Here is a 25040-nt window from a genome sequence, read left to right on the forward strand (position 1 = left end):
GTGAGTGGTAACGCGGGTTAGAACCCGCGTTACCACTCACGACGGGCTGCGGCAGACCCGGTCAGCCGCAGGCGGCGCGGAGGGCGTCGAGCTTCTTGACGTTGCGCTGCACCCACTGGGCCACGACGCCGGCGTCCTCGATGCGTTCCTTCTGCACCTCGACGTAGGAATCGGCCATACCGAGCAGGGCGTTCTTGACGTCCTGGTCCTGGACGTCGCCCGCGAGCTCGCGCAGCCGCCGCTCCTTGTCCTCGGCGCGCGCCTTCAGCTTGGCCGGGTCGACCAGGGGGTTCAGGTCGGCGAGCCCCAGCGCTTCGGTGCACGCCGCGACCTTGTCCGCCGTCCTGCTCCCCTGGTCGACCGCGTTGCCGACCTCGGCGCACCCGCTCAGCAGCAAGGCCGCCACGGCCAGCAGCGCGGCCGTCGTTCCACCCCTCGTCATGGCGCCAACGTACCGTCAGCCCTTGACGCAGACCACCTGCTTGAGGTGCGCCACCACCTCGACCAGGTCCGTCTGCGCGCGGATCACCGTTTCGATGTCCTTGTACGCCGCCGGGATCTCGTCGACCACGCCGGAGTCCTTGCGGCACTCGACGCCGGCCGTCTGGGCCGCCAGGTCGTCGGCGGTGAACAGCTTCTTCGCCTTGTTCCGCGACATCCGGCGGCCCGCGCCGTGCGACGCCGACTGGAACGACGAGTTGTTGCCCAGGCCGCGGACGATGTACGAACCGGTCCCCATGCTGCCCGGGATGATCCCGAGGTCACCCGATCCGGCACGGATCGCGCCCTTGCGGGTGACGAGCAGCTCGACGCCGTCGTAGGTCTCCTCGGCGACGTAGTTGTGGTGGCACGAGATCGCGTCGTCGAAGGTCGTGCCCGGCACGACGTCCGCGAGCGCCAGCTTCACGAGCGCGACCATCGTGGCGCGGTTGCGCGCCGCGTAGTCCTGCGCCCAGAACAAGTCGCGCCGGTAGGCCTGCATCTCCGGCGTGCCGGCGACGAACACCGCGAGGTCGGGGTCGGGCAGGTCGGCGTTGTGCGGGAGCTTGCGCGCGACGGCCATGTGCCGCTCCGCCAGCTCCTTGCCGATGTTGCGCGAACCCGAGTGCAGCATCAGCCAGACCCGGCCCTCGTCGGCGCCACCCTGCTCGAGGCAGACCTCGATGAAGTGGTTACCGCCACCGAGGCTGCCGATCTGCCGCGCCGCCCGGTCGTGCAGCTCCTGGACGCCGGTGTGGAGGTCGCCGAACTGCTTCCAGAACGCGTCCCAGCCACCGACGCCGTGCACCTTCGCCGGGTTCACGGGCGTCTTGTGCAGGCCGAAGCCCACCGGCACGGCGGACTCGATCCGGCGGCGCAGCTTGCCGAGGTCGTCGGGCAGGTCACTCGCGGTAAGCGACGTCCGGACGGCGCTCATCCCGCAGCCGATGTCGACCCCGACCGCGGCCGGCGAGACGGCGTCGCGCATGGCGATGACGCTGCCGACGGTGGCGCCCTTGCCGTAGTGGACGTCGGGCATCACGGCGACACCGTGCACCCACGGCAGGTTCGCGACGTTGTGCAGCTGCCGCATGGCCTGGTCTTCGACGGAAGCGGGATCCGCCCACATCCGGATCGGGACGCGGGCCCCTTCGACAGCGGTGTACATGTTTTCCTCCCCTTGAAAAGCCTTTCGCGGTGCCCAGGATCCCCCGGGCACCGCGAAACGGCCAAGCGAGTTTTCAGCTGTCCACTGTGGTCACTACAGCTGCTGCGCCACCAGCTCCGCGATCTGCACGGCGTTGAGCGCCGCCCCCTTGCGCAGGTTGTCGCTCGAGATGAACATCGCCAGCCCGTGGCCACCCTCGACACCCTGGTCCACCCGGATCCGGCCGACGTAGCTCGGGTCGTTGCCCGCCGCCTGCAGCGGGGTCGGGACCTCCGACAGCTCGACGCCCGGCGCGTGGGCCAGCAGCTCCGTCGCGCGCTCGACCGTCAGCGGCCGCTCGAACTGCGCGTTCACCGAGATCGAGTGCCCCGAGAACACCGGCACGCGCACGCAGGTGCACGAGACGCCGAGGCCCGGGATGCTCAGGATCTTGCGGCTTTCGTTGCGGAACTTCTTCTCCTCGTCCGTCTCCAGCTCACCGTCGTCCACAATGGACCCGGCCATCGGCAGGACGTTGAACGCGATCGGCCGGACGTACTTCTCCGGCTTCGGGAACTGGATCGCCGCGCCGTCGTGGGTCAGCAGCGACGCGTGCTCGGCGGCCGCCTTCACCTGGCCGGCGAGCTCGTCGACGCCGGCCAGCCCGCTGCCCGAAACCGCCTGGTACGTCGAGGCGACCAGCCGGACCAGCCCGGCCTCGTCGTGCAGCGGCTTCAGCACCGGCATCGCGGCCATCGTGGTGCAGTTGGGGTTCGCGATGATCCCCTTGCGCGCCTCCTTGATGGCCTCCGGGTTGACCTCGCTGACGACCAGCGGCACGTCCGGGTCCATCCGGAACGCCGACGAGTTGTCGATCACCGTCACCCCGGCCGCCGCGAACCGCGGCCCCTGCGCCTTCGACGTCGAGCCGCCCGCCGAGAACAGTGCGATGTCCAAACCGGACGGATCGGCCGTCGACGCGTCTTCGATCGTGATTTCCGTGTCACGCCAGGGGAGCTTCGACCCCGCCGAGCGCGCCGAAGCGAAGTAGCGCAGTTCGGCGATCGGGAATTCCCGCTCCGCCAGCAGCTTGCGCATCACCGCACCGACCTGGCCGGTCGCGCCGACCACCCCGACCCGCAGCCCGTCCGCCATCAGCGACCACTCCCCGCGTAGACGACGGCTTCTTCGTCGCCGCCGAGTTCGAACGCCTCGTGGATCGCGCGCACGGCTTCGTCGAGCTGCGCGTCCCGGATCAGCACCGAAATGCGGATCTCCGAGGTGTTGATGATTTCGATGTTGACGCCGGCCTGGGCGAGCGCCTCGCAGAACGTCGCCGTGACACCCGGGTGCGAGCGCATTCCGGCGCCGACCAGCGACACCTTGCCGACGTGGTCGTCGTAGAGGACCGACTCGAAGCCGATCTCCGCCTTGACCTTCTCCAGTTCCTTGACCGCCTTGGCGCCGTTGGCCTTCGACAGCGTGAACGTGATGTCGGTGCGGCCGGAAACGGTGCTGGACACGTTCTGCAGCACCATGTCGATGTCGATCTCGGCGTCGGCGATCACGCGGAAGATCCGGGCCGCGGCACCGGTGTGGTCCGGCACCCCGGTCACCGTGATCTTGGCTTCGGAGCGGTCGTGCGCCACACCGGTGATCAGGGCTTGTTCCACGGGGATCTCCTCGATAGAACCGGTCACCGTCGTGCCCGGCTTGTCGCTGTAGGAAGAACGGACTCGGATCGGGACGCCGTAGCGGCGCGCGTACTCGACCGAACGCAGGTGCAGGATCTTCGACCCGCTCGCGGCGAGCTCGAGCATTTCCTCGTACGTGACGGTGTCGAGCTTGCGCGCGTCCGGCACCACTCGCGGGTCGGAGGTGTACACACCGTCCACATCGGAGTAGATCTCGCAGACGTCGGCGTTCAGCGCGGCGGCCAGCGCGACGGCGGTGGTGTCCGAGCCGCCGCGGCCCAGCGTGGTGATGTCCTTGGTGTCCTGCGCGACGCCCTGGAAGCCCGCCACCAGCGCGATGTAGCCCTGCTCGAGCGCCTCGGTGACCCGGCTCGGGGTGACGTCGATGATGCGCGCGTTGCCGTGCACCGACGTCGTGACGACGCCGGCCTGCGATCCGGTGAACGACCACGCCTCGGCGCCCTGGGCCGCGATCGCCATCGCGACCAGCGAGTTCGAGATGCGCTCACCGGCGGTGAGCAGCATGTCCATTTCCCGCTCCGGCGGCGCCGGGTTGACCTGCTGCGCCAGGTCGAGCAGCTCGTCGGTGGTGTCACCCATCGCCGAGCAGACGACGACGACGTCGTTGCCCGCCTTCTTCGTCGCGACGATCCGCTCCGCCACGCGCTTGATCCGGTCGGCACTTTCCAGCGACGATCCGCCGTACTTCTGGACCACGAGGGCCACGCCCGAACCTCCTCGCGGGCCGGGCGGCTCCCTGGCGGGCACCGGAGAGCCCCCGCGTCCCATGATTTGACCTGGAGCCTACCGGGGCTTCGGCGGCTCGCCACCCTCTTGACGTGGGGCGGACCCCGCCGGTGGGTGTCGTGGAAGTAAATCTTCCGCAACACCAACAGAATGCGCGGAGCCCTTCCTCCCGAGTGACGCAGCGCACTCCGTCGGTATCGTCGGGATCGTGCAAAAACCAGCTGTGACGAGCGTCCCGATCGCTTCCTTGATGGCCGAACGCTGGAGCCCGCGGGCCTTCGACGAGTCGGCGGCCGTCTCCCCGGAACAGGTGAGAGCCCTCCTGGAGGCCGCCCGCTGGGCGCCGTCGTTCGGCAACACCCAGCCGGCCCGCTACCTGGTGGGCGTCCGCGGTACCCCGGCGTTCGACGCGATCCTCGCGACGCTCAATTCGGGCAACCGGGCCTGGGCGCACCGCGCGAGCCTGCTGATGATCGGCGTGATGGTGACGACGAACGAGAAGGGCGACGTCCCCTACGCGGAGTACGGGCTCGGGCTGGCGTCGGAGAACCTCGTGCTGCAGGCGGTCGAGCTGGGCTTGATCGCGCACCAGATGGCCGGCTTCTCCCCGGACGCGGTGCGGGCGGCGTTCTCGCTCCCGGACGACGCCGTCCCGAAGGTGGCGATCGCGGTGGGGTCGCCGGCACCCGCGGACGTACTGGCGGAGGACTGGCGGATCGAGCGCGAGAAGGCCGACCGGGTGCGGCTCCCGCTGGCGGAGTTCGCGTTCACCGATCAGTGGGGCAAGCCGGCCTTCGGGAGCTAGCGGCCGACCGGAGTTTCAAAGGTCCAAGCCGATGTCTTGCATTCCGAGCTTGGGACTGCAAGAACCCTTAGATCCCGGCAATGAGATTAAAGCTTCTTGCGCTAAGCTTTAAAAGGGCAGGCAGAGTCGTTCAGGCAGTCACCAGCCGGCCACCTGGTGCCGGTCCGTGGCGTCGACAGCCGGACCAAGCAGGCCTACGACCACTTCGCGTTCGTGCCCGCGCCACTTCCCAGCGTAGTCGAACTCTCACCCGGCACATACAAGGTCCTCAGCGAAGCCGACCGCGCTCTCGGCTCGCTGGACGCCCTCACCGACCGGCTGCCCAATCCCGACCTGCTGGTGCGGCCGTCGCTGACCCGGGAAGCGGTCAGCACCTCGGCACTTGAAGGAACGTACGCGCCCTACGCCGACGTGCTGGAAGCCCACTACGTCGACAGTCATCAGCCGACGGCAGAAGTGCGGGAGGTGCAGAACTACGTCCAGGCCGCGTTCGCCGGGCTCGACCTCGTCAAGAAGCTGCCGATCTGCCTGCAGGTGGTGTCCAAACTCCAGCAGATCCTCGTAGCCGGGACACGCGGCGACGCGTACGACGCGGGCAGGCTCCGCGAAAGGCTCGTCTGCATCGGAGACCGGGGCAGGGGAATCGAGCAGTCCAGGTTCGTCCCGCCGCCCAACGGAGATTCGCTCCGTGACGGCGTGAGCGACTGGGAAAAGTGGATAAATGCCGATCAAGAGATGCCAGTACTGGTCAAGGTGGCCCTCGGCCACTACCTGTTCGAAACACTGCACCCGTTCAGCGACGGGAACGGCCGGATCGGCCGCCTGGTCATCACCCTGCAGCTCATCGAAGAGGCGTTCTCCCAGGAGGTCATCGAAACGATGAAGGGCGCGGGCGCCCGCGGCACCGTCCACGAACTGGCCGTGAACCTCATCGGCTACCCGATGACGACGATTCCCAAGGTGCAGGCGGACCTTGGCGTGTCGTACCCGACCGCCGCCACCGCGATCAGGAAACTGGAGGAGCCGGCTTTCTCCGCGAGATCACCGGAGGAAGCTACGGTCGCCGGTACATCTGCGATCGAGTGTACGACGAACTCGCCGAAAGCTAGGCGGCCGAGGCGTCAAGAAGCCCCGCCCACGCGGCGGATGACCTTGGCCAGGATCCCGGACACGACCATCCAGAAGATGGCCGCGATGCCGTAGTTCACCAGGACGCGCAGCTTTCCGTCACTCGGGGTGAACAGGTCGCTGAAGCCGAGCGCGAGGCTGTCCGCCCAGGACTTGACGAACGAGACGATGCCGTTGTCCGGGTTGGCCGAGCCGACCGTGAAGATCACGTGGATCACCAGGAACGCGGCGAAGATCAGCCCGACCCAGCGGACGATCGACGCCACCACCGAGGCCACCTTGCCCCGCTTCTCGCGCCAGTCGACGGCGGCGCGGCGGGAGACGCGGGTCTCCTCCGACGACTCTGCGTGCTCACCCATGCCCGCAGTTTCGCACGGAGGTACGCCGATTGCTACCCACAAGTAACCGAGTGGGTAACGGTTGCATCGCGGCCCGGCTTCCCTCGGCCCGCGTTCCCTGGTTATGGTGGGGCCGTGGCGCGTGCTCTCCTGCTTCGCTGCCGCGACGGGGCCTGACCGGACCGGCTCCCCGTCGCGGGGCTTCGTGGTGCCGGTCGCACCCGTCGAGCTGGAGACACCCCAAATCCCATGAGCAAGATCCGCAAACCTTCTCGTCCCGCGCCCGCTGACCAGCCCGCCTGGAACACCCAGCGCGGCACGTCGATGCCGGTCCACCGCTACCGCCCCTGGTACGACGTGGTCGAGAACATCGACCTGCCCGACCGCACCTGGCCCGAAAAGCGCATCGACCGCGCGCCGCTGTGGTGCGCCGTCGACCTGCGGGACGGCAACCAGGCCCTGATCGACCCGATGTCGCCGGCGCGCAAGCGCAAGTTCTTCGACCTGCTGGTCCGCATGGGCTACAAGGAGATCGAGGTCGGCTTCCCGGCCGCGTCCCAGACGGACTTCGACTTCGTCCGCGAGATCATCGAAGAGCACGCCATCCCGGACGACGTCAGCATCCAGGTGCTGACCCAGTGCCGTCCCGAGCTGATCGAGCGGACCTTCAAGTCGCTCGAAGGCGCGCCGCGGGCGATCGTCCACATCTACAACTCGACGTCGATCCTGCAGCGCCGCGTGGTCTTCCGCGAGGAGCGCGAAGGCATCAAGAAGATCGCGACGCAGGCCGCGGAAATGGTCGTCGAGCTGGCCGCGAAGCAGCCGGACACCGACTTCCGGTTCCAGTACTCGCCGGAGTCCTACACCGGCACCGAGCTGTCCTACGCGCTCGAGGTCTGCAACGCCGTCACCGACATCTGGCAGCCGACGCCGGAGAAGCCGGTGATCCTGAACCTGCCGGCGACCGTCGAAATGGCCACTCCGAACGTCTACGCCGACTCGATCGAGTGGATGAGCCGGAACCTGGCCCGCCGCGACTCGGTGATCCTGTCGCTGCACCCGCACAACGACCGCGGCACCGGCATCGCCGCCGCCGAGCTCGGTTACCAGGCCGGCGCCGATCGGATCGAGGGCTGCCTGTTCGGCAACGGCGAGCGGACCGGCAACGTCGACCTGGTCGCGCTGGGCATGAACCTCTACAGCCAGGGCATCGACCCGCAGATCGACTTCTCCGACATGGACGAGATCAAGCGGACGGTCGAGTACTGCAACCAGCTGCCGGTCGGCGAGCGCTCGCCGTGGGGCGGCGACCTGGTGTTCACGGCTTTCTCGGGCAGCCACCAGGACGCGATCAACAAGGGTCTCGACGCGTTGAAGGACGCCGCGGACAAGCAGGGCGTACCGATCGACGAGTACCCGTGGGAGGTCCCGTACCTGCCGATCGACCCGAAGGACGTCGGCCGCACGTACGAGGCCGTGATCCGGGTGAACTCGCAGTCCGGCAAGGGCGGCGTCGCCTACATCATGAAGGCCGAGCACCAGCTCGACCTGCCGCGGCGGCTGCAGATCGAGTTCTCGAAGGTCATCCAGCGCTACACCGACACCGAGGGCGGCGAGGTCGACCCGGCGACGATGTACAACGCGTTCTCGGCCGAGTACCTGGAGCTGAAAACGCCGCTGGAGCTGGTCCGCCAGCACGTCCGCGACAACGGCGACGGCGAGTACGACATCACCGCGACCGTGCGCGTGGAGGGTGACGAGCACGAGGTCACCGGCCGCGGCAACGGCCCGATCGCGGCGTTCTTCGACGCGCTGTCGACGGTGGGCTTCGACCTGCGCCTGCTGGACTACAGCGAGCACACGCTCTCGCCGGGCGACGACGCGCGCGCCGCGTCGTACATCGAGTGCGCGATCTCCGACCGGGTGTTCTGGGGCATCGGGATCGACCCGTCGATCGTCACGGCGTCGCTGCGCGCGGTCGTCTCGGCGGTGAACCGCGCCAACCGGTGAAGGCCGAGCGGCTGGTCGCGCTGTTGTTCACGCTGCAACGGCGACGCAGCGCGACCGCCGCTGAGCTCGCTTCCGAACTGGGGGTCTCGGAGCGCACGATGCACCGCGACCTGGCCGCGCTGCGCGACGCGGGTGTTCCCCTGTGGACCGAGCAGGGCCGCCACGGCGGCTTCCGCCTGGTCGACGGCTGGCGCGCGGGTCTCGACGGCCTCACCGCACGCGAGGCCGTCGCGCTGTTCGCGCTGGGGGTTCCTTCCGCACTCGCGGGACTCGGTCTGGACACGGCGAGCAGCGCGGCGCGGGCGAAGGTGGCCGCGGGGATGCCTGCCGAGCTGCGGGAACACGCGGCGCTGGTCGCGGGGCGGTTCCACCTGGACGCACCGGGCTGGTTCGGCTCGTCGGACGAGCCGGCGGCGCTGACGGCGGTGGCCCGGGCGGTCTGGACCCAGCGGCGGGTGTCGGTCTCCTACCGGCGCCGCGACAAGGTGGCTTCGCGGGAGCTGGAACCGCTGGGGCTCGTGCTGAAGGCGGGTGTCTGGTACCTGGTGGCGCGGGTGGTGCCGGACGACGTTCTGCGGACTTACCGGGTTTCGCGGATCCTCGACGTCCGGTTGTCGGAGGTGTCGTTCGACCGCCCACCGGACTTCGACCTGGCCCACTGGTGGCGCTCGTCATCGGCGGCGTTCGAGCAGGTGGCGCGGCCGTTGCGGGTTCGCGCCCGGCTGAACCGGACGGCGGTGCGGGAGCTGCGGAGGGTGTTCGGGGGTGAGCACCTGGCGGACACGGTGGTGTCGCTGGGAACGCCGGACGAGCAGGGGTGGGCCGAGGCCGAACTCGCCCTGGAAGACGGGGAGATCGGCCTCGGCCAGCTGGTCGCGTTGAGCCCCGGTGTGGAGGTGCTCGAGCCGGGGGAACTGCGGGCGGCGCTCGCCGCGATCGGCGCGGAGCTGGCGGCCCGGAACGCTCAGCGGTAGCCGGTCGTGTCCGCCGGCTTGCCTGCGTCGGCCACCTCCGTCATGTACCGCCAGCCGTCTGGCCTGCTGCCGTCGACGTCGTCCACTTCGTACTCCTTCGCCAGCTGCCCGCTGCTCACCGTCTGCCCGCTCCACCGGTGCCGGTCCGGGTCCGCCGCCAGCGCCACCACCGTCCGCCCGCAGAACGTCGGCGTCTCCGAGATCGCGAAGTGCGGCACGCGCGCGCACGCATCGCGCCAGTTGTCCTCCGTCACCCCGTAGATCTCCAGCATCGCCTCCGACCGCAGGTACCCCGGTGTGAACGCCACCGCCGTGCACGAATGCGCGGCCAGCTCGGCCGCCTCGCCGATCGCCAGCAGGTGCGCCGACGCCTTCGCGAGGTAGAACGGCAGCGAAGTGCCTTCGCGGTACTTCGCGTTGTACTCGGCCGTGCCGTCGGTCAGCTCGACGACCAGGCCGCCCGGGCGCCCGATCAGCTGCGGGAGCAGGAAGTGGCTGGTGATCAGGTGCGCGTCGATGCCGAGGCGGATCATGCGCAGGCCCGCCGCCAGGTCGTGCTCCCACACCGGCTTGCCCCAGCCGAGGTGGTGGTCGCCGCCCCAGAGGCCGTCGATCAGGATGTCGAGCGGGCCGACCTGCTTGGCCAGCGCCTCGACCTCGTCCGGCACCAGGTGGTCGACGCGGATCGCCTCCGCGCGCCCGCCCGCCCGCTCGACCAGCTCGGCCGTCTCCTCGATCGTCTCCGGCCGGTCCACTTCGGACCGTCCGGCGCGGGTGGAGCGGCCGGTCACGTACACGAAGGCACCCGCCCGTCCGAGTTCGACGGCGATCGCCCGGCTCGCGCCGCGCGTCCCGCCCGCCACCAGTGCGACTTTTCCGGAAAGTTGGTTCATGCCGCCAGCTTCACGGCGAACCATGACAACTCCTGTCATGGTTCGCGAAGCCTGTGGACGACCTGTCGGGTTGCTGTGAGTCCCCGGTGATCGGGAGTGCGCCGGGCCGGCAGAAGGTTAATGGAGATGTGGACGGATCGACGGCGGGACTGCTGGTGCTGTTCGTCGTCTCGCTGGTGCCGCTGCTGCCCACCGAGGTGACCCTCCTCGGCATGGGCGTCGCGGCGGCGCAGGGCGGGACGTCGCTGGCACCGGTGATCGCCGTGGCGAGTGCCGGGTGCCTGGCGTCCGACCAGGTGCTTTACGCCCTCGGCCGGTTCGGTGGCCGGGCGGCGCTGGACCGGCTGGGCAAGCGGAAGAAGATCGCCGCCGGCCTCGGCTGGCTCGACGGGCGGCTGCAGCGCCATCCCCGGCCGGTGCTGGTGGTCGCCCGCTGGCTGCCGTGACATCCGGGGCTCCGCCCCGGGCCGGGGGCTCCGCCACCCGGACCCCCGAAAAGACAGCGGGGGCGGAACTCTGGGCGCCCTACTCGCCGGATCACTCCGATGGCCGATGGCGGAGTTTTTCGCCGCCTCGGCCGTCGGCGTCACACTCTGGACGTCGTACGTGGCCTTCCTCGGCTACGCGGACGGCCGGATCGTCACCGAACCCGGGATCAGCATGCTGCTCTCCCTGGGCGTCGCCCTGATCCTGGGTTCGGTGATCACCTACAGCGTCCGGCACAGCGCTAAAGCGACTTGACCGCTTCCAGGATCTCCGCCGGCTCGGTCCGCGTGACGAAGTCCGGGTGGACGTCGAGGTAGCGGATCACGCGCGCCCGGTCGACCACGACGACCGCCGGGTGGACCAGCTCCCAAGCACCGTTGACCTCCTCGAGGTCCATGCCGAGGGTCTTCATGGCCTCGCGAACGGGGGCGGAGACGGGGTAGCTCAGCCCGAGCCCCCGCGCGACGGTGCTGCCGACGTCCGAAAGCACCGGGAACTCCAGCTCCCCGGCGGGCAGCGAGCCGTCCGGCCGCTGCGGGCTGATCGCGACCAGGCTCGCTTCGAGGCGCGCCAGCTCGGGCAGCAGCTCCTGCTGGTAGGTGCGCAAGGTCAGGTTGCAGTACGGGCACCACTGGCCGCGGTAGAACACGAGCACCGCCGGCCCGGCCGCGACCAGTTCGCCCAGGCTCGTCGGCGACCCGTCGGCGCCGGGCAGCTCGAAGTCCGCCACCTCGGCGCCCACCTCGGCGAACTTCGTCCCGGCGGCCCGGCGCCGGTCCTCCTCGAGGACCTCGGAGATCTCCGGCGGCAGTGCGCCCCGGAGGTGGTCGTTCAGGCCGGTCAGGGCGTTGTCGAGCGTCATGGATCCCCCTAGTTCGTTGTACTGATCGGTACAGTGAACCGAACTGTACTATTCGGTACATGGAGACGCAAGCAGCGGCCTCGACCCCGCGCGGCAAGCGGACCCGCGACGCGATCGTCGACGCGGCGGCGGAGCTGATGTACGTCGACGGCGTCGCGGGCACGAGCCTCGACAAGGTCCTCGCCGCGAGCGGCGCCGGAAAATCGCAGATGTACCACTACTTCAAGAACAAGAACCAGCTGGTCGAGGCCGTGATCGACCGCTACCTCGAGCGGATCCTCGGCAACCAGCCCGCGATCTTCACCCTCACCTCCTGGGCCGACCTCGAGACGTGGACCGAGCAGCTGCTGGACGTCCACCGCCGGGCGGGCGGTCCGATCGCCTGCCCGCTGGGCAACCTCGCCGGTGAGGTGGGCGACAACCCGACGCTCGCGCCATTGGTCGACCAGGCCTACCGGACGTGGGAGTCACACCTCGTGCGTGGGCTGACCGCGTTGCGGGACAAGGGAGAGCTCGATCCCGGCGCCGACCCGGCGCGGCTGGCGCAGGCGGCGATGACGTCCGTCCAAGGTGGACTGCTGCTGGCGCACATCCGGCACGACCTCACGGCGCTGGAGGACGCGCTGGGAATCGCGCTGGCCTACCTGCGCTCCCACGCTCGTGAGTGGTAAGGCGGGTTAGAACCCGCCTTACCACTCACGAGGCGGTGAGCTGGGCGATCTCCGCGCGCAGCTCCTCGATCACCTGGGCCACCGCCGGGCGCTGGAGGGCGCCCGTGCGGCAGACCGCCTCCACCAGCCGGGCCGCCCGGATGCCGGCCAGCGGCCGCCCGACCAGCCCGCTGCCGCGGTAGGTGTCCATCGTGTACCGCGGCAGCAGCGCGATGCCGTGGCCCGCGGCGACCAGCCGCTCGGTGATCCGGAAGTCGTTGATCCGCTGCACCACGACCGGCCGCACGCCGGTGCGGATGGTGAGCGAGCGCAGCACGTCGTCCACCGGGAAGCCGAAGTCGACGCTGATCCAGCGTTCGTCCGCCAGTTCCGACAGCTCGACGCGGCGCTGGTCCGCCAGCCGGTGCCCGGCCGGCAGCGCGACGTCGAGCGGTTCCCGCAGCAGCGGCACCACCTCGACGCGGCTCGAATCGAACTCCGGTGCGTGCTCGTCGCGGTGCGCCACGACGATGTCGTAGTCCGCGACCAGGCCCGGCACCTCCGGTGGTGTCATGTCGACGTCCCGGACGTCAACCTCCAGGCCGTCGTACCCGGCGACGCGGGTCAGCAGCCCCGGCAGCAGCATCAGGCCGGCCGACTGGAAGATCGCGATCCGCACCCGCCCGCGGGGCGCACTGCGGTAGGTGTCCAGTTCGGACTCGGCCCGCTCGAGCGCGGCGAGCACCTCGTCGGCGCGGGCGACCAGCGCGCGGCCCGCGTCGGTCAGCCGGAGGCCCCGGCCCGCCGGTTCGGTGAGCGGCAGGCCGACCTCTCCCTGCAGCGCGCGCAGCTGCTGCGAGACCGCCGACGGCGTGCAGTGCAGTGCCCGCGCGGCCGCCGTCACGCTCCCGCGGTCGGCGAATTCCCGCAGGGTGCGCAGCCGGCCCAGATCCACGGGCCCCAGCGTAGTTGAAGCGTGGCTACACAGTGGCCGCGGCTTCGGTGGCCACGGCTTCACGGTCGTGGCGCATCCGCACGATCGTGCCGGCGCTGACCAGCGCCACGATCCCGGCCACGCAGCCGAGCGTGAGCACGGACGGCGTGAGGCGGTGGTCGGCGAGCTGCATCAGGAAGGCGAACAGCGGCGAAAGCGTCAGCAGGATCGACGCGGTGATCGGCTCGGTCCGCTTGATCCCGACCTGGAGCAGGTAGAGCGGCAGCGCGACGCCGAGCGCGGCGATCAGCGCCGACGGCCCCAGCGCCACCCCGACACCCGGTGCGTCGTCGATCGCGACGAGCACCCACGTCATCGCCAGGATGAGGAAGAACCGCACGGCGAGCACCCGCCGCGGCGGCAGTTCGGCGTCGCTCAGCCGCTTGGAGTAGATCACGTTCGCCACCGAGCCGACGCCGGTGACGAGCACGAGCGCCACCCCGGCGAGCGTCTCGCCGGGCGTCCGGTCGAGCCCGCTGTGACCGGTGAACGAGCCCCAGACCAGCAGCCCGATCAGCACGCCGATGCCGACCGCCACCCACGCCTCGCCGCGCAGGATCGCGGTGCCCTTGCGCAGCAACGGGTTCAGCACCAAGGTCAGCACGGGGCCGAGCGCGATGCCGACGACGTTGACCACGGCCGGTTCGAGGTACTGCAGCGCGTACAGCATCGACAGCCAGGTCGCGGCGGTCGTCACGTTGACCATCACGACGTCGCCGCGCAGCTCCCGCAGCGGGCGGAACGTCACGGCGACGCCGTCCCGCAGCAGCGCGAACACCAGGAAGGCCACCGCGGCGAAGGTGAACGACAGCGCGGCGACCGTCGCCGGGCGCAGCTGTTCCAGCTGGTTGCCGGCGAAGACGTCGAGGGCCGCGGTCAGCGCCGCGAACCCGGTCAGCGGCAGTACGCCTCGCAGCATCGGCTTCCCCATTCGTCGGCAACGCCGCCCATCGTCACCGGATCGGACAACCCGGGCAATACGCGCGGGCGGGGTGAGCAACGCCCGAGACGCCGGAATGATCTGTGAAGCGAAGCTACATGGTCGGTGCAGATATTCTCGCTGGTCCTTCACGGTCGCCCTTGACACAGTGGAGGCATGCCCGCCCGTGATCGCCTGCTCGCCGTGCTCGTCGCCGTCCTCTGGGGCCTGAACTTCCTCGCCATCCACGCCACGCTCGGCCAGTTCCCGCCGGTGTTCGCGGGCGCGCTGCGGTTCGCCGTGATCGCCGTTCCGACGATCCTGTTCGTGCCGTGGCCCAGGGTGCAGGTGCGGCACCTGCTCGGCTACGGCCTCGGCTTCGGCACCGGGCAGTTCGCGTTCCTCTTCATCGCGATGGACACCGGGATGCCGACCGGGCTCGCGTCGCTGGTGCTGCAGGCGTCGGCGCCGTTCACGGTGCTCCTCGGCACCGTCTTCCTGCGCGAACGCGTCACCCCGTACCAGCTGGCCGGTATCGCGCTGGCCGTCGCGGGGATGGTCGCGATCGCGTGGCAGCGGTCCGGGCACGCCGCGCTGCTGCCGATGATCCTGACGCTGCTGGCCGCGCTGAGCTGGGCGTTCGGCAACCTGAGCACGCGCAAGGCCGAGCCGGACAACCCGCTGCACTTCACGCTGTGGATGTCGGTGGTGCCCCCGCTGCCGATGTTCGCGCTCTCGCTGATCATGGAGGGCCCGGCCGCGCAGTGGCGGTCGCTGACGACGCTCGGCACCCCGACCGGGCTGACCGCGCTCGGCGGGCTGGCCTACGTCGTGCTGATCGGCACCGTCGTCGGGTCGGGCCTGTGGACGACGCTGATGCGGCGCAACCCGGCCGGCGTCGTCTCGCCGTTCTCGCTGCTGGTGCCGGTGGTCGGGCTGACGGCGTCGTTCCTGCTGCTCGGCGAGCGGCCGACCGGGCTGGAGATCGGCGCCGCGGCGGTGGTGATCGGCGGTGTGCTGCTCGGCTCGCTCCGGACCGCGCGCAAACCCGATCCGGAGCTCGTCGCGGTCTAGGCCGTCGGCTCGGAGACGTCCTGCTTTTCCGCTTCCGCGTGCTGGCGGCCCAGGCGCTTCTTCATGACGAAGAAGACGACGCCGCCGATGATGACCGCGGCGACCAGGCCGAACTTGGAGAACCGGCCGAGCCACTCTTCGGCGACGACGCCGAGGTAGTAGACCGCCGCGGTGGTGCCGCCCGCCCAGACGATGCCGCCCGCGGCGTTCGCCAGCAGGAACTTCGGGTAGTGCATGCGCAGCGACCCGGCGAGCGGGCCGGCGAGGATCCGCAGGAACGCGATGAACCGGCCGAGGAAGACCGCCCACACGCCGCGTTTGTTGAAGATCCGTTCGGCGTTGGCGAGGTGCGTCGGCCCGAAGTGCTTCGGGAATTTCCGGCCCGCCCAGGCGAACAGCCGTTGCCCGCCGGTTTTTCCGATGAAGTAGCCGATGCTGTCGCCGATGATGGCGCCGGCACTGGCCAGGACCCCGATCCAGAGGGGGTTGACCGCATCGTGCGTCGAAGCCAGCAGAGCCGCGCTGACCAGCACGATTTCGCCGGGCAGCGGGATGCCGAGGCTCTCGATCATGATCACCGCACCGACGATCAGGTACACCGAGAGCGGCGGGATCGCCTCCAGCCATTGGTCGATGTGCACAGCCGTACCCCCTGGTACCTACGTCCGATTGGTGTTTGCTTTCCGCAGGGTACCGGGGGCGGTCCGCGCGGGGCGGCCTACTCAGGTATGGCCCGGCGTACGACTTTGGTCAGGCCCTTGCGGCCGTAGCCGGAGTTGTCCACAGGGTTCACCCCCATGTGGACAACTCCGGTGGATGGTTGCCGATCGGACAGTTCTGACGGCCTACGCGGGCATCGCTCCCTTACTAAGACCGCAAACGAGCCGAGGGCAAGAACCACAACGCCGCCCTGATCTACCTGGCCCGCCGACGCTGCGACGCCTCTACGCGATGCTCCGCAACGGCACCCACTACCGCCAGCTCCTGTCCCCGCCGCGGCTTGACAACCACATAGGGACCCCCAGGGAAGGGCGGGGAGCTGTCAGGGCTTCAGGTCCACCGCCGCTCGCAAGGTCTCGTCCATGTAGAACGGCGTCGAATCGTGGACGTGGGTGATCCGCCACTCGCCGTTCTCGCGGCGGAAGCACACCGTCGAACGGAACCACAGCTCGAAGCCCGCCGGTGCGCCCTTCGGCGTGGTCGCCAACCGGTTCAGCGCGTGGCTGTACGCGATGTCGCCGCCGATCGTGATCTCCAGATCCCGGATCTCGTACTCGATCGGCCCCTCGAACGACTCGAACCACGCCCGGCGCGCCTCGACGTCGATGACCTCCGAACCGCGGTGTGCCAGCGGGGGCGCCAACGTGAACGCGACCACGTCCGAGACGTAGTGCGAGCCCAACGTCTCCGCGTCACGGGCCGCCATCGCCACTTCACGCGCCGCCATCAACTCGCGGATCTGCTGCTCACTCATGACATTCTCCTCAAAGGTCGGTGCTTGCACGAGAGACGTAGGCGCCGCCGGGCCGATTTCGACATCCCCGAGGAGGCTTCGGTGAAATACGTGGTCCTGATCTACGGCAACCCCGGCTCGCGCAAGGCGTGGGAGGGCATGAGCGACGCGCAGCGGGCCGCCGGGCTCGCCTACTACCAGCAGCTCAACGACGATCTCGACGCTTCCGGCGAACGGCTCGTCTCCGAACGGCTCGCCTTCCCGGAACTCACCAAGCGGGTGAGCGTCGGCGACGGCGGGCCGATGACGACCGATGGCCCGTTCGCCGAGGCCAAGGAGTTCCTCGCCGGCTTCTACCTGCTCGACTGCGAGAGCGAAGACCGCGCCCTCGAGATCGCCGCGAGGATCCCGGAAGCTTCCTTCGGCGTGGTCGAAGTGCGGCCGGTGATGGGGTTGCACGGGCCGGAGCTGTGACCGACGTCGAAAGCCTCCTGCGCGAGCTCGCACCCCAGGTCCTCGCGGCGCTGGTCCGGCGCTACGGCGGCTTCGACACCTGCGAGGACGCCGTCCAGGAGGCGCTGCTGGCGGCCGCGCAGCAATGGCCGGCCGAGGGCATCCCGGATCACCCGAAAGGCTGGCTGATCACGGCGGCGTCCCGGCGCCGCATCGAGCAGTGGCGCAGTGAGACGGCCCGGCAGCGGCGTGAGGAGACCGTCGCGCTGGCCGAGCCGCCGGATCGCGAGCCGGTCACCGGGGTCGACGACACGCTGACGTTGCTGCTGCTCTGCTGCCACCCCGCGCTGACGCGGCCGTCGCAGGTGGCGCTGACGCTGCGCGCCGTCGGCGGCCTGACCACGGCCGAGATCGCGCGGGCGTTCCTCGTCCCGGAGGCCACGATCGGCCAGCGGATCAGCCGCGCGAAACAGAAGCTGCGCGGCGAACGGCTCACCGGCGACGAACGCCCGGAGCGACTCGCCGCGGTGCTGCAGGTGCTGTACCTGATCTTCACCGAGGGCCACACGGCCAGCTCGGGTGACGCGCTGAGCCGCGTCGACCTGACGACAGAGGCGATCCGCCTGGCCCGGGCGCTGTACGCGGAGCTCTCCGACGACGGCGAGGTCACCGGCCTGCTGGCCCTGATGCTCCTGACCGACGCGCGTCGCCCCGCGCGCGTCGACGAGACCGGGGCACTGGTCCCGCTCGCCGAGCAGGACCGGACCCGCTGGAACCGGGCGTTCATCGACGAGGGCGTCTCGCTGATCACCAAGGCGCTGGCCACCGCGCCGGTGGGCCCCTACCAGCTGCAGGCGGCGATCGCCGCGGTCCACGACGAAGCCGCGACCGGCGACGAGACCGACTGGGCGCAGATCCTGACGCTCTACGACCTGCTGCGGGTGGTGGCTCCGGGCCCGATGGTCACCCTGAACCGGGTGGTGGCGTTCACGCAGGTCCACGGCCCCGAGGCCGGGCTGGCGGAGCTGGGTGAGACGGCGAAGGACCCCGCGCTGGCGAAGCACCACCGGATCAACGCGATCCGGGCGCACCTGTTGGAGAAGTCCGGCGACGCGGCCGGGGCGCGGGAGGCGTACCTGGCCGCCGCCCGGCGGACGTTGAGCCTGCCGGAACAGGCGTACCTGCAGTCACGGGCCGCCGGACTCGGGCCCTGACGGACTTTCACGTGAAAGTGACCTGGAGGGACTACCTCCGGATCACTTTCACGTGAAAGCTCGGGTCACAGGATTTCGGCGGAGGTGCCGATGTCCGGCGGGCCCAGGTCGGGGTTGAGCGCCCCGGTCAGTTCCACCAGCTCCGGCTCCACCTCGTGCGGCTGGATGCGCCCGTCGCGGATGTCCTCCGCGTAGTGGCACGCCACCCGGTGCCCGCCACCGATTTCGCGCAGCTGCGGGCGGTCGGTGTCGCACAGGCTCGCCTGCCGCCACGGGCAGCGCGTGTGGAAGCGGCAGCCCGACGGCGGGTTCGCCGGCGAAGGCAGGTCACCGGCGAGCAGGATCTGCTCGCGGGTGTCCTCGACCTGCGGGTCCGGCACCGGGATGGCCGACAGCAGCGCCCGCGTGTACGGGTGCAGCGGATCCCGGTACAGCGAATCCGCGTCGGTCTCCTCCACCAGCGCACCGAGGTACATCACGCCGATGCGGTCGGAGATGTGCCGCACCACCGCGAGGTCGTGCGCGATCACGACGTAGGTCAAGCCGAGCTGGTCCTGCAGGTCCTCCAGCAGGTTCACCACCTGGGCCTGCACCGAAACGTCCAATGCGGACACCGGCTCGTCGGCGACGATCAGGTCCGGCTCCACGGCCAGCGCCCGCGCGATGCCGATGCGCTGGCGCTGCCCGCCCGAGAACTCGTGCGGGTACTTCCGCAACGACGTCTCCGGGAGGCCGACCGCCGACAGCAGCTGACGCAGCCGCCGCTGGGTGGCTTCCTTGTCCTTGTCGAGGCCGTGCGCGTGCATGCCCTCGACCAGGATCGACTCGACCGACTGCCGCGGGTCCAAACTGGACATCGGGTCCTGGAAGATCATCTGCATCCGGCGCCGGGCCTTCCGCAGTTCTTCTCCCTTGAGGGCGGCGACGTCGGTGCCGTCGAACACCACGTGCCCGGAAGTGGGCTCGTTGAGCCGCAGGATCGCCCGGCCCAAAGTGGACTTCCCACAGCCGGATTCGCCCACCAGGCCGTAGGTTTCGCCCCGCCGGATGGCCAGGTCGACGCCGTCGACCGCGAACACGTGCCCGACCGTCCGGTCGAACACGACGCCGCTCTTGATCGGGAAGTGCACCTTGAGGTCGGTGACCTCGAGCAGCACGTCACCAGCAGGACGGGTCATCGGGTTCCTCCTCCCGCGGCGACCGCGGGCCGCACGGGGTTGTGACAGCGCAGCAGCCCAGCGCGGTCGGGCACCAGCTGCGGCTGGACCTCGCGGCAGACCGGCAGCGCGTTCGGACAGCGCGGCGCGAAGGCGCACCCGTGGTCCCACGGGATGTTGTCGGAAACCGAACCCCGGATGGGGATCAGCTTCTCGCCGCGGCCCGCGTCCAGGCGCGGGATCGACGCGAGCAGGCCGTGCGTGTACGGGTGGCGCGGCTCGGCGAACAGCTGGTGCCGCTGCGCCCGCTCCACGATCTTGCCGCCGTAGAGGACGTTGACCTCGTCGCAGAGCCCGGCGACAACACCGAGGTCGTGCGTGATCATGATCAGCGCGGTGCCGGTGTCCTGCACCAGTTCCCGCAGCAGCGCGAGGATCTGCGCCTGGATGGTGACGTCGAGCGCGGTCGTCGGCTCGTCGGCGATGAGCAGCCGCGGGCGGCACGCCAGCGCGATCGCGATCAGCGCGCGCTGCCGCATCCCGCCGGAAAGCTGGTGCGGGTACTCGGAAAGCCGTCGTGACGGGTCCGGGATGCCGACCTTGTCCAGCAGGTCCACCGCTTCGACGGACGCCGCCTTGCGCGACATCCCGCGGTGGCGCTCCAGCACCTCGGTGATCTGCAGCCCGATCGGGATGACCGGGTTCAACGAGGACAGCGGGTCCTGGAACACCATGCCGAGGTCGCGGCCGCGGCGGTCGCGCATTTCCCGGTCGGACAGCTTGAGCAGGTCGGTGCCCTCGAAGCGCACCGAGCCGCTGACCTGGTTGCCGCGCTTGGCGAGCAACCGCATGATCGCCAGGGACGTCACGGACTTGCCGCAGCCGGACTCGCCGACCAGGCCGACCGTCTGGCCCGGTTCGACGTCGAAGCTCACGCCGTCCACCGCGGTGAACGACCGCTCGCCACGGCGGACGAAGTCGACCTTGAGATCACGGACTTCAAGGAGTGCCATCAGTGCTTCACCGCCTGTTCTTCGGGTCGAGGGCTTCGCGGAGGGACTCGCCGAGCAGCGTGAACCCGAGCGCGACCACGATGATCGCGATGGCCGGGTAGTACGCGAGCTCCGGCCGGACGTCGAGGAACTGCCGGGCCCCGCGGCTCAGCATGATGCCCCACTCCGCCCGGTTCGGGTCCGGGTCGCCCAGCCCGAGGAACGACAGCGCCGCGGCCTCGAGGATCGCGGTGGCGAGGGTCAGCGTCGCCTGCACGATGACCGGGCCCAGCGAGTTCGGCAGCATGTGCCGGAACACGATGGACGTCCGCTTCACACCCAGCGACGTTGCGGCGAGCACGTGGTCGCTGCCGCGTTGCACCAGCATGGAACCGCGCAGCAGCCGCGCGAAGATCGGCACGCCGATCATCGACACGGCCAGGATCACCGTCCACTGGCTGGGCTTCTGGAACAGCGCCGCCACCGAAATGGCCAGCAGCAGCGAAGGCACCGACAGCATGACGTCGACCAGTCGCATGAGGACGGTGTCGACCCAGCCGCCGAACGCGCCGGCCAGCCCGCCGATGATGACGCCGATCAGCACGCCGATCACCGTGGCCAGCACGCCGACCAGCAGCGTCTGCTGGGCGCCGACGAGCATCCGCGAAAGGTAGTCGCGGCCGAAGTCGTCCACGCCGAGCGGGAAACCGGGCTGGGCACCGGGGATGACGCCCTGGCCGAGGGAAACCTGGCCCTGCAGGTAGCGCTCGTAGGGGTCCTTCGGCGCGATCAGCGGCGCGAAGATCGCCAGGAGGAGGAACAGCGCGGTGATCGCGCCGCCGATGATGGCCACCGGGCTGCGCAGCATCCGCCGCACCGCTTCGCCGCCGAGGCTGTGCCCGCTCGCCGCGGCCAGCTTGTCGATCGGTTCCTTCTTCTTGTTCAGCAGAGTGTTCATCGCACACGCACCCTCGGGTCGATGATCCCGTACGAGACGTCGACCAGCATGTTCACCAGCACGTACACCAACGCGCCGAACAGCAGCAGCGCCTGCAGCCGGGGGTAGTCACGCCGTTCGATGCCTTCGGCCAGCAGGAACCCGAGGCCGCGGAAGTTGAACACGCGCTCGGTCAGTACCGCGCCGCCGAGCAGCGCGCCGGTCTGCAGGCCGATGGTGGTGACCACCGGGAGCAGGCCGTTGCGCAGTACGTGCCGCCGCCGGACGACGGGCTGCGTGAGGCCCTTCGAGTTGGCCGTGCGGATGAAGTCCTCGTTGAGCACTTCGAGCACCGACGCGCGGGTGATCCGGGTGATCACCGCGAGCGGGATGGTGGCGAGCGCGAACGCCGGGAGGACCAGGTGCCTGATCGCGTCCCAGACGGCGTCCCATTCGCTCGTCATGATGCCGTCGAGGATGGCGAAGTTGGTGATGGCGGTGGCGTCCAGGCCGGCTGTCTGCCTGCCCTGCGACGGCAGACCCAGCGGCCCGGCGAGCAGGTCCTGCATCATGTAGCCGAGGAAGAAGACCGGAACCGCAACGCCGATCAGGGTCAGCACGATGATCACGTTGTCGGCGGCGCCGCCGCGGTAGCGGGCCGAGACGTAGCCCGCCGGGATGCCGATGACCACCGCGACGATCATCGCGGAGATCCCCAGCTCGATGGTGGCCGGCAGGAACGTGCCGATCTCCGACATCACCGGCTGGGTGGAGATCAGCGACGCGCCGAAGTCACCGGTCAGCGCGCGGCCGAGGAACTTGAAGTACTGGATGATGACCGGCTGGTCGAGCCCCAGCACGTGGTTGAGGTTGGCGATCTTCTCCGGCGTTGCCTTGTCGCCGAGGAGGGCCGCCGCGGGCCCTCCGGGCAGCGACCGCAGCCAGGCGAAGACCAGGATGGACAGGATGAGCAGCGTCGGGATCGCTTGTAGCAGCCGACGCAAGAGAAAACGGAGCACTTGCAGTCCTTAGGTGGCAGCCCGCTGAGTACGGAACATGGGGTGGGCGCGGTAGCGCCCACCCCATGCCTCGCGGCGTGAAACTGTCAGTTAACAGTCACGGTGTTGAACCGCTCGTCGGTCAGCGGGCTGGCGACCAGGCCCTTGACCTTCGGTCCGACCACGATGGCGGGCGGGCCGTAGGAGATCGGGATGGCGGGCAGGTAGTCCATGATCTGCTTGTTGACTTCCTGGTACGCCTTGGCGTGCGCGTCGCCGGCGGGCGAAGCGTCCGCGGCGGCGAGCGCCTGGAACAGCTGCGGGTTGTCGAACCCGAACTCCTTCTTCGTGCGGCCGAAGAAGGTGCCGACGAAGTTCCCGGCGTCGTTGTAGTCACCGGTCCAGCCGAGCAGGTGGAGGTCCTGCTTGCCGAACTTCTGGACGTCGTCCTTGTAACCACCGTTCCACGGCTTGGCGACCGGTTCGATCTTGACGCCGATGGCCTTCAGGTCCTCCGACATCGAGGTGAAGACGTCCGCCGGGTTCGGCATGTACGGACGGGTGACCTCGGTCGGGTAGTAGAACTTCAGCGTCAGGTTCGTCGCCCCGGCCTGCTGGAGCAGCTGCTTGGCCTTCTCCGGGTCGTACGGGTACTTGGTGACCTCGTCGGTGTAGCCGGAGATCGTCTTGGGCACGAACTCGGTGGCCACCTCGGCACCCTCGGGCAGCTTGCTCTTCACGAACTGCTCGCGGTTGATGCCGTAGGCCAGCGCCTGGCGGACGCGAACGTCCTTCAGCTTCTCGCCGGCCGGGCCGGACTGGTTGATGCCCATGTAGAGCACGTTGAACGGCGGGCGCACCAGCACCTGCTCGCCCTCGTTGCGCAGCAGGCCGTAGTCCGCGGGCGCCGGGTAGTCGTAGCCCTGGATGTCGCCGGCCTTGAGCGCCTGCTTGCGGGCGTTCTCGTCCGGGATCACCTTGAAGATCAGCTTGTCGAGCTTGGCCGTCTGGGTCGGGCTGGTGTCGTTCTTGGACAGGGTGATCTCACCCTTGCCCTGGTCCCAGCTGTCGAACTTGAACGGGCCGGTGCCGACCGGGTGCTTGTTCGCGTACTCGCTGTAGGTGAACGAGTCGCCGGACTGGGTGACCTCGTCGGACTTGTACTGCTTGAGCGCGGTCGGGCTCTGCATCGCGAACGACGGCAGGGTGAAGGCCGCCGGGAACGCGCCCTTCGCCCGGTTCAGGTTCACGACCGCGGTCGCCGGGTCCTTGGCTTCGCAGCTCTTGTAGACCGGGTCGCTGTAGTCGGTGCTCTCGTTCTTGGCGAACCCGCCGAAGACGTCGGCGTAGTAGATCATCTGGCTCTGGGCGGCGGCGCCCTTCATGTTGTACCAGCGGTCGAAGTTGAAGCAGACCGCGGTCGCGTCGAAGGCGGAGCCGTCCGAGAACTTCACGCCCTGCTTGAGGGAGAAGGTCCAGGTCTTGCCGTCGTTGCTGGGTTCCCACTTCTCGGCCAGCGAGGCTTCGAGGTCGGCGGTGCCCGGCTTGTTCTGGATCAGCGTGTCGAAGATCTGGCGCGTGATCCGGAAGGTTTCGCCCTCGTCGTTGAAGATCGGGTCGAACAACTTCGGGTTACCGGCCGCGCCGAAGATCATGGTGCCCCCGGAACCACCCCCTGCGCCCTCTTCACGCTTGGATTCCGCACAAGCGGACAGCGAAACCGCGAGCGCGCCGGCGAGCCCGATCAGGGCCACGCGGCGTGTTCGGGTCAGCCGCAATTGCTGCATCTGGCACCCCTTGGGAGATGTTCGGGTTCAAAGTCACCGTCCGGTCGGTCAGGAACTCGACGGACGATCGGTGTGCTCGCCGACACTAGCGGGAACTCGGCCCGCACTTAAGCACGTGAGGTTACGATCGCGCTACGTGGGCGTCGATTTGACCGCAATGTGTCCATAAATCGTGACAGAATGTGACCGTTTGTGTGCGATGGCTGCACCCAGTGCCCGATCACTAACTCAGATGGCGGTACCGACTTTAGCCCAGTCGTGTTTTCGGCGACGGTTCACTGGATCGATCCGGAGTGGGGTGCACACGCAGCGTGAGCGACCCGTCTCCTACGAAAGTCGGGTTCCGGCGGCTTCCGGGGTCCCGTCGACGGCGAACCAGCCGCGCTCGAACCATTGCCACCGCGCCAATTCGGCCTGCACGGCCGCGCCGTCCCGCGCCACGGTCCTGGCCAGCCGCTCGGCCGCCGAGCCGCCGGAAAGCCAGCAGAGGTGGGAAAGCAGGGGTCTTACCGAAGCCCGGCCGCTCGAAACCCCTTCCAGCACCAGCACGTCCGGCACGACCACCCGGACGAGCTCACCCGGACGGGGTGCTCCGGTGGACCAGTCCACACACCGGTACGCGCCCGCCACGCCGTCGGCCAGGGGACGCAGCACGCCGTCCACGAGCCGGGGCCACCACGCGACCGGGTCGTCCCAAGTCGCGAAGGCGTCGGTGCTCACCAGGACCGTCCGGCACCCGCGGGCCCGCAGGCCCGCGACCACCCGGGCGGCCAGCGTGGACTTCCCGGCGCCCGACGGGCCGTCGATGGCCAGCACACGCACGCGGCCCAGCCGGGCGGGGGCCGCGA

At 69.5% G+C, this 25040-nt stretch carries 27 protein-coding genes and 1 pseudogene; 11 read left to right on the top strand and 17 right to left on the bottom strand.

Features of this window, described 5'->3' with window-relative positions:
• Window positions 1-61 precede the first annotated feature (61 nt).
• From Q5425_RS13245 to Q5425_RS13260, 4 genes are all read right to left on the bottom strand, one after another.
• Entirely contained in the window at window positions 62-442 is a 381-nt protein-coding gene (locus Q5425_RS13245; RefSeq protein ID WP_308672495.1) for a hypothetical protein, read from the bottom strand.
• A gap of 15 nt (window positions 443-457) precedes the next feature.
• Window positions 458-1648 (bottom strand): RtcB family protein, encoded by a 1191-nt coding sequence (locus Q5425_RS13250; protein ID WP_308672496.1) that lies wholly within the window; start codon window positions 1646-1648, stop codon window positions 458-460.
• Between the two features lie 93 nt (window positions 1649-1741).
• Complete coding sequence (locus Q5425_RS13255) at window positions 1742-2782, bottom strand: aspartate-semialdehyde dehydrogenase (protein ID WP_308672497.1); 1041 nt, start codon at window positions 2780-2782, stop codon at window positions 1742-1744.
• Window positions 2782-4047: an aspartate kinase gene (locus Q5425_RS13260; protein ID WP_103355193.1), complete on the bottom strand. Its 1266-nt coding sequence runs from the start codon at window positions 4045-4047 to the stop codon at window positions 2782-2784. The genes Q5425_RS13255 and Q5425_RS13260 overlap by 1 nt, the downstream gene beginning before the upstream one ends.
• 229 nt (window positions 4048-4276) lie before the next feature.
• On the opposite strand from Q5425_RS13260, the gene Q5425_RS13265 reads away from it, so the two are divergent.
• A complete protein-coding gene (locus Q5425_RS13265; protein WP_308672498.1) occupies window positions 4277-4873 on the top strand; it encodes a nitroreductase family protein in 597 nt (198 codons plus the stop codon).
• Between the two features lie 156 nt (window positions 4874-5029).
• Entirely contained in the window at window positions 5030-6076 is a 1047-nt protein-coding gene (locus Q5425_RS13270; RefSeq protein WP_308672499.1) for a Fic/DOC family N-terminal domain-containing protein, read from the top strand.
• On the opposite strand, the gene Q5425_RS13275 is transcribed toward Q5425_RS13270, so the two are convergent.
• Window positions 5995-6360 (bottom strand): hypothetical protein, encoded by a 366-nt coding sequence (locus Q5425_RS13275; RefSeq protein WP_308672500.1) that lies wholly within the window; start codon window positions 6358-6360, stop codon window positions 5995-5997. The two genes, Q5425_RS13270 and Q5425_RS13275, sit on opposite strands and share 82 nt — an antisense overlap.
• 228 nt (window positions 6361-6588) lie before the next feature.
• On the opposite strand from Q5425_RS13275, the gene leuA reads away from it, so the two are divergent.
• Together leuA and Q5425_RS13285 are read left to right on the top strand one after the other, a co-directional pair.
• Window positions 6589-8349 (top strand): 2-isopropylmalate synthase, encoded by a 1761-nt coding sequence (leuA, locus tag Q5425_RS13280; protein ID WP_308672501.1) that lies wholly within the window; start codon window positions 6589-6591, stop codon window positions 8347-8349.
• Window positions 8346-9323 (top strand): WYL domain-containing protein, encoded by a 978-nt coding sequence (locus Q5425_RS13285; RefSeq protein WP_308672502.1) that lies wholly within the window; start codon window positions 8346-8348, stop codon window positions 9321-9323. Before leuA ends, Q5425_RS13285 begins: the two co-directional genes overlap by 4 nt.
• On the opposite strand, the gene Q5425_RS13290 is transcribed toward Q5425_RS13285, so the two are convergent.
• Window positions 9314-10216: an SDR family oxidoreductase gene (locus Q5425_RS13290; RefSeq protein ID WP_308672503.1), complete on the bottom strand. Its 903-nt coding sequence runs from the start codon at window positions 10214-10216 to the stop codon at window positions 9314-9316. The genes Q5425_RS13285 and Q5425_RS13290 overlap by 10 nt on opposite strands.
• A 128-nt stretch (window positions 10217-10344) precedes the next feature.
• On the opposite strand from Q5425_RS13290, the gene Q5425_RS45730 reads away from it, so the two are divergent.
• Together Q5425_RS45730 and Q5425_RS45735 are read left to right on the top strand one after the other, a co-directional pair.
• Window positions 10345-10662: a DedA family protein gene (locus tag Q5425_RS45730; protein ID WP_396135162.1), complete on the top strand. Its 318-nt coding sequence runs from the start codon at window positions 10345-10347 to the stop codon at window positions 10660-10662.
• A gap of 106 nt (window positions 10663-10768) precedes the next feature.
• Window positions 10769-10957, top strand: coding sequence for a hypothetical protein (locus tag Q5425_RS45735; protein ID WP_396135163.1), 189 nt, complete (start codon window positions 10769-10771; stop codon window positions 10955-10957).
• On the opposite strand, the gene Q5425_RS13300 is transcribed toward Q5425_RS45735, so the two are convergent.
• Window positions 10944-11564 carry a peroxiredoxin-like family protein gene (locus Q5425_RS13300; protein WP_308672504.1) on the bottom strand — a complete coding sequence of 207 codons (621 nt, stop codon included), beginning with the start codon at window positions 11562-11564 and terminating at the stop codon, window positions 10944-10946. The two genes, Q5425_RS45735 and Q5425_RS13300, sit on opposite strands and share 14 nt — an antisense overlap.
• A 59-nt stretch (window positions 11565-11623) precedes the next feature.
• On the opposite strand from Q5425_RS13300, the gene Q5425_RS13305 reads away from it, so the two are divergent.
• The gene (locus tag Q5425_RS13305) at window positions 11624-12235 is read left to right on the top strand and encodes a TetR/AcrR family transcriptional regulator (protein ID WP_308672505.1); all 612 of its coding nucleotides are present in this window, start codon (window positions 11624-11626) and stop codon (window positions 12233-12235) included.
• A 25-nt stretch (window positions 12236-12260) separates the two neighbouring features.
• Here the strand turns inward: Q5425_RS13305 and Q5425_RS13310 are convergent, their stop codons facing one another.
• Together Q5425_RS13310 and Q5425_RS13315 are read right to left on the bottom strand one after the other, a co-directional pair.
• The gene (locus Q5425_RS13310) at window positions 12261-13169 is read right to left on the bottom strand and encodes a LysR family transcriptional regulator (protein WP_308672506.1); all 909 of its coding nucleotides are present in this window, start codon (window positions 13167-13169) and stop codon (window positions 12261-12263) included.
• Between the two features lie 25 nt (window positions 13170-13194).
• Entirely contained in the window at window positions 13195-14127 is a 933-nt protein-coding gene (locus Q5425_RS13315) for a DMT family transporter (protein WP_308672507.1), read from the bottom strand.
• Between the two features lie 177 nt (window positions 14128-14304).
• Here Q5425_RS13315 and Q5425_RS13320 point away from each other — a divergent pair, with 177 nt between their 5' ends.
• Window positions 14305-15201 (top strand): EamA family transporter, encoded by an 897-nt coding sequence (locus tag Q5425_RS13320; protein ID WP_308672508.1) that lies wholly within the window; start codon window positions 14305-14307, stop codon window positions 15199-15201.
• Here Q5425_RS13320 and Q5425_RS13325 read toward each other — a convergent pair.
• Window positions 15198-15842 (bottom strand): DedA family protein, encoded by a 645-nt coding sequence (locus tag Q5425_RS13325; protein ID WP_308672509.1) that lies wholly within the window; start codon window positions 15840-15842, stop codon window positions 15198-15200. The two genes, Q5425_RS13320 and Q5425_RS13325, sit on opposite strands and share 4 nt — an antisense overlap.
• A 230-nt stretch (window positions 15843-16072) precedes the next feature.
• Between Q5425_RS13325 and Q5425_RS13330 the strand changes: the two are divergent.
• Window positions 16073-16205: pseudogene (locus Q5425_RS13330) on the top strand (IS110 family transposase); the annotation flags it as partial.
• A 38-nt stretch (window positions 16206-16243) separates the two neighbouring features.
• Here Q5425_RS13330 and Q5425_RS13335 read toward each other — a convergent pair.
• Entirely contained in the window at window positions 16244-16675 is a 432-nt protein-coding gene (locus tag Q5425_RS13335) for a nuclear transport factor 2 family protein (protein WP_308672510.1), read from the bottom strand.
• An 81-nt stretch (window positions 16676-16756) separates the two neighbouring features.
• On the opposite strand from Q5425_RS13335, the gene Q5425_RS13340 reads away from it, so the two are divergent.
• Both Q5425_RS13340 and Q5425_RS13345 read left to right on the top strand, forming a co-directional pair.
• The gene (locus Q5425_RS13340) at window positions 16757-17128 is read left to right on the top strand and encodes a YciI family protein (RefSeq protein ID WP_308672511.1); all 372 of its coding nucleotides are present in this window, start codon (window positions 16757-16759) and stop codon (window positions 17126-17128) included.
• On the top strand, window positions 17125-18321 hold the full coding sequence (locus tag Q5425_RS13345) for a DUF6596 domain-containing protein (RefSeq protein WP_308672512.1): 1197 nt from the start codon (window positions 17125-17127) through the stop codon (window positions 18319-18321). The genes Q5425_RS13340 and Q5425_RS13345 overlap by 4 nt, the downstream gene beginning before the upstream one ends.
• A 65-nt stretch (window positions 18322-18386) precedes the next feature.
• Here the strand turns inward: Q5425_RS13345 and Q5425_RS13350 are convergent, their stop codons facing one another.
• The 6 genes from Q5425_RS13350 to Q5425_RS13375 form a co-directional block, all read right to left on the bottom strand.
• On the bottom strand, window positions 18387-19499 hold the full coding sequence (locus Q5425_RS13350) for an oligopeptide/dipeptide ABC transporter ATP-binding protein (RefSeq protein WP_308672513.1): 1113 nt from the start codon (window positions 19497-19499) through the stop codon (window positions 18387-18389).
• Complete coding sequence (locus tag Q5425_RS13355; RefSeq protein WP_308672514.1) at window positions 19496-20491, bottom strand: ABC transporter ATP-binding protein; 996 nt, start codon at window positions 20489-20491, stop codon at window positions 19496-19498. The genes Q5425_RS13350 and Q5425_RS13355 overlap by 4 nt, the downstream gene beginning before the upstream one ends.
• Before the next feature lie 7 nt (window positions 20492-20498).
• Window positions 20499-21428 carry an ABC transporter permease gene (locus tag Q5425_RS13360; RefSeq protein WP_308672515.1) on the bottom strand — a complete coding sequence of 310 codons (930 nt, stop codon included), beginning with the start codon at window positions 21426-21428 and terminating at the stop codon, window positions 20499-20501.
• Window positions 21425-22426, bottom strand: coding sequence for an ABC transporter permease (locus tag Q5425_RS13365; protein ID WP_308672516.1), 1002 nt, complete (start codon window positions 22424-22426; stop codon window positions 21425-21427). The genes Q5425_RS13360 and Q5425_RS13365 overlap by 4 nt, the downstream gene beginning before the upstream one ends.
• Before the next feature lie 86 nt (window positions 22427-22512).
• Window positions 22513-24192, bottom strand: a complete 1680-nt coding sequence (locus tag Q5425_RS13370; RefSeq protein WP_308672517.1) for an ABC transporter substrate-binding protein — start codon at window positions 24190-24192, stop codon at window positions 22513-22515.
• A gap of 327 nt (window positions 24193-24519) precedes the next feature.
• On the bottom strand, window positions 24520-25023 hold the full coding sequence (locus Q5425_RS13375; protein WP_308672540.1) for a uridine kinase: 504 nt from the start codon (window positions 25021-25023) through the stop codon (window positions 24520-24522).
• Window positions 25024-25040: the final 17 nt, after the last annotated feature.

It is taken from the genome of Amycolatopsis sp. A133 (assembly GCF_031082405.1).
Classification (GTDB): Bacteria; Actinomycetota; Actinomycetes; order Mycobacteriales; family Pseudonocardiaceae; genus Amycolatopsis.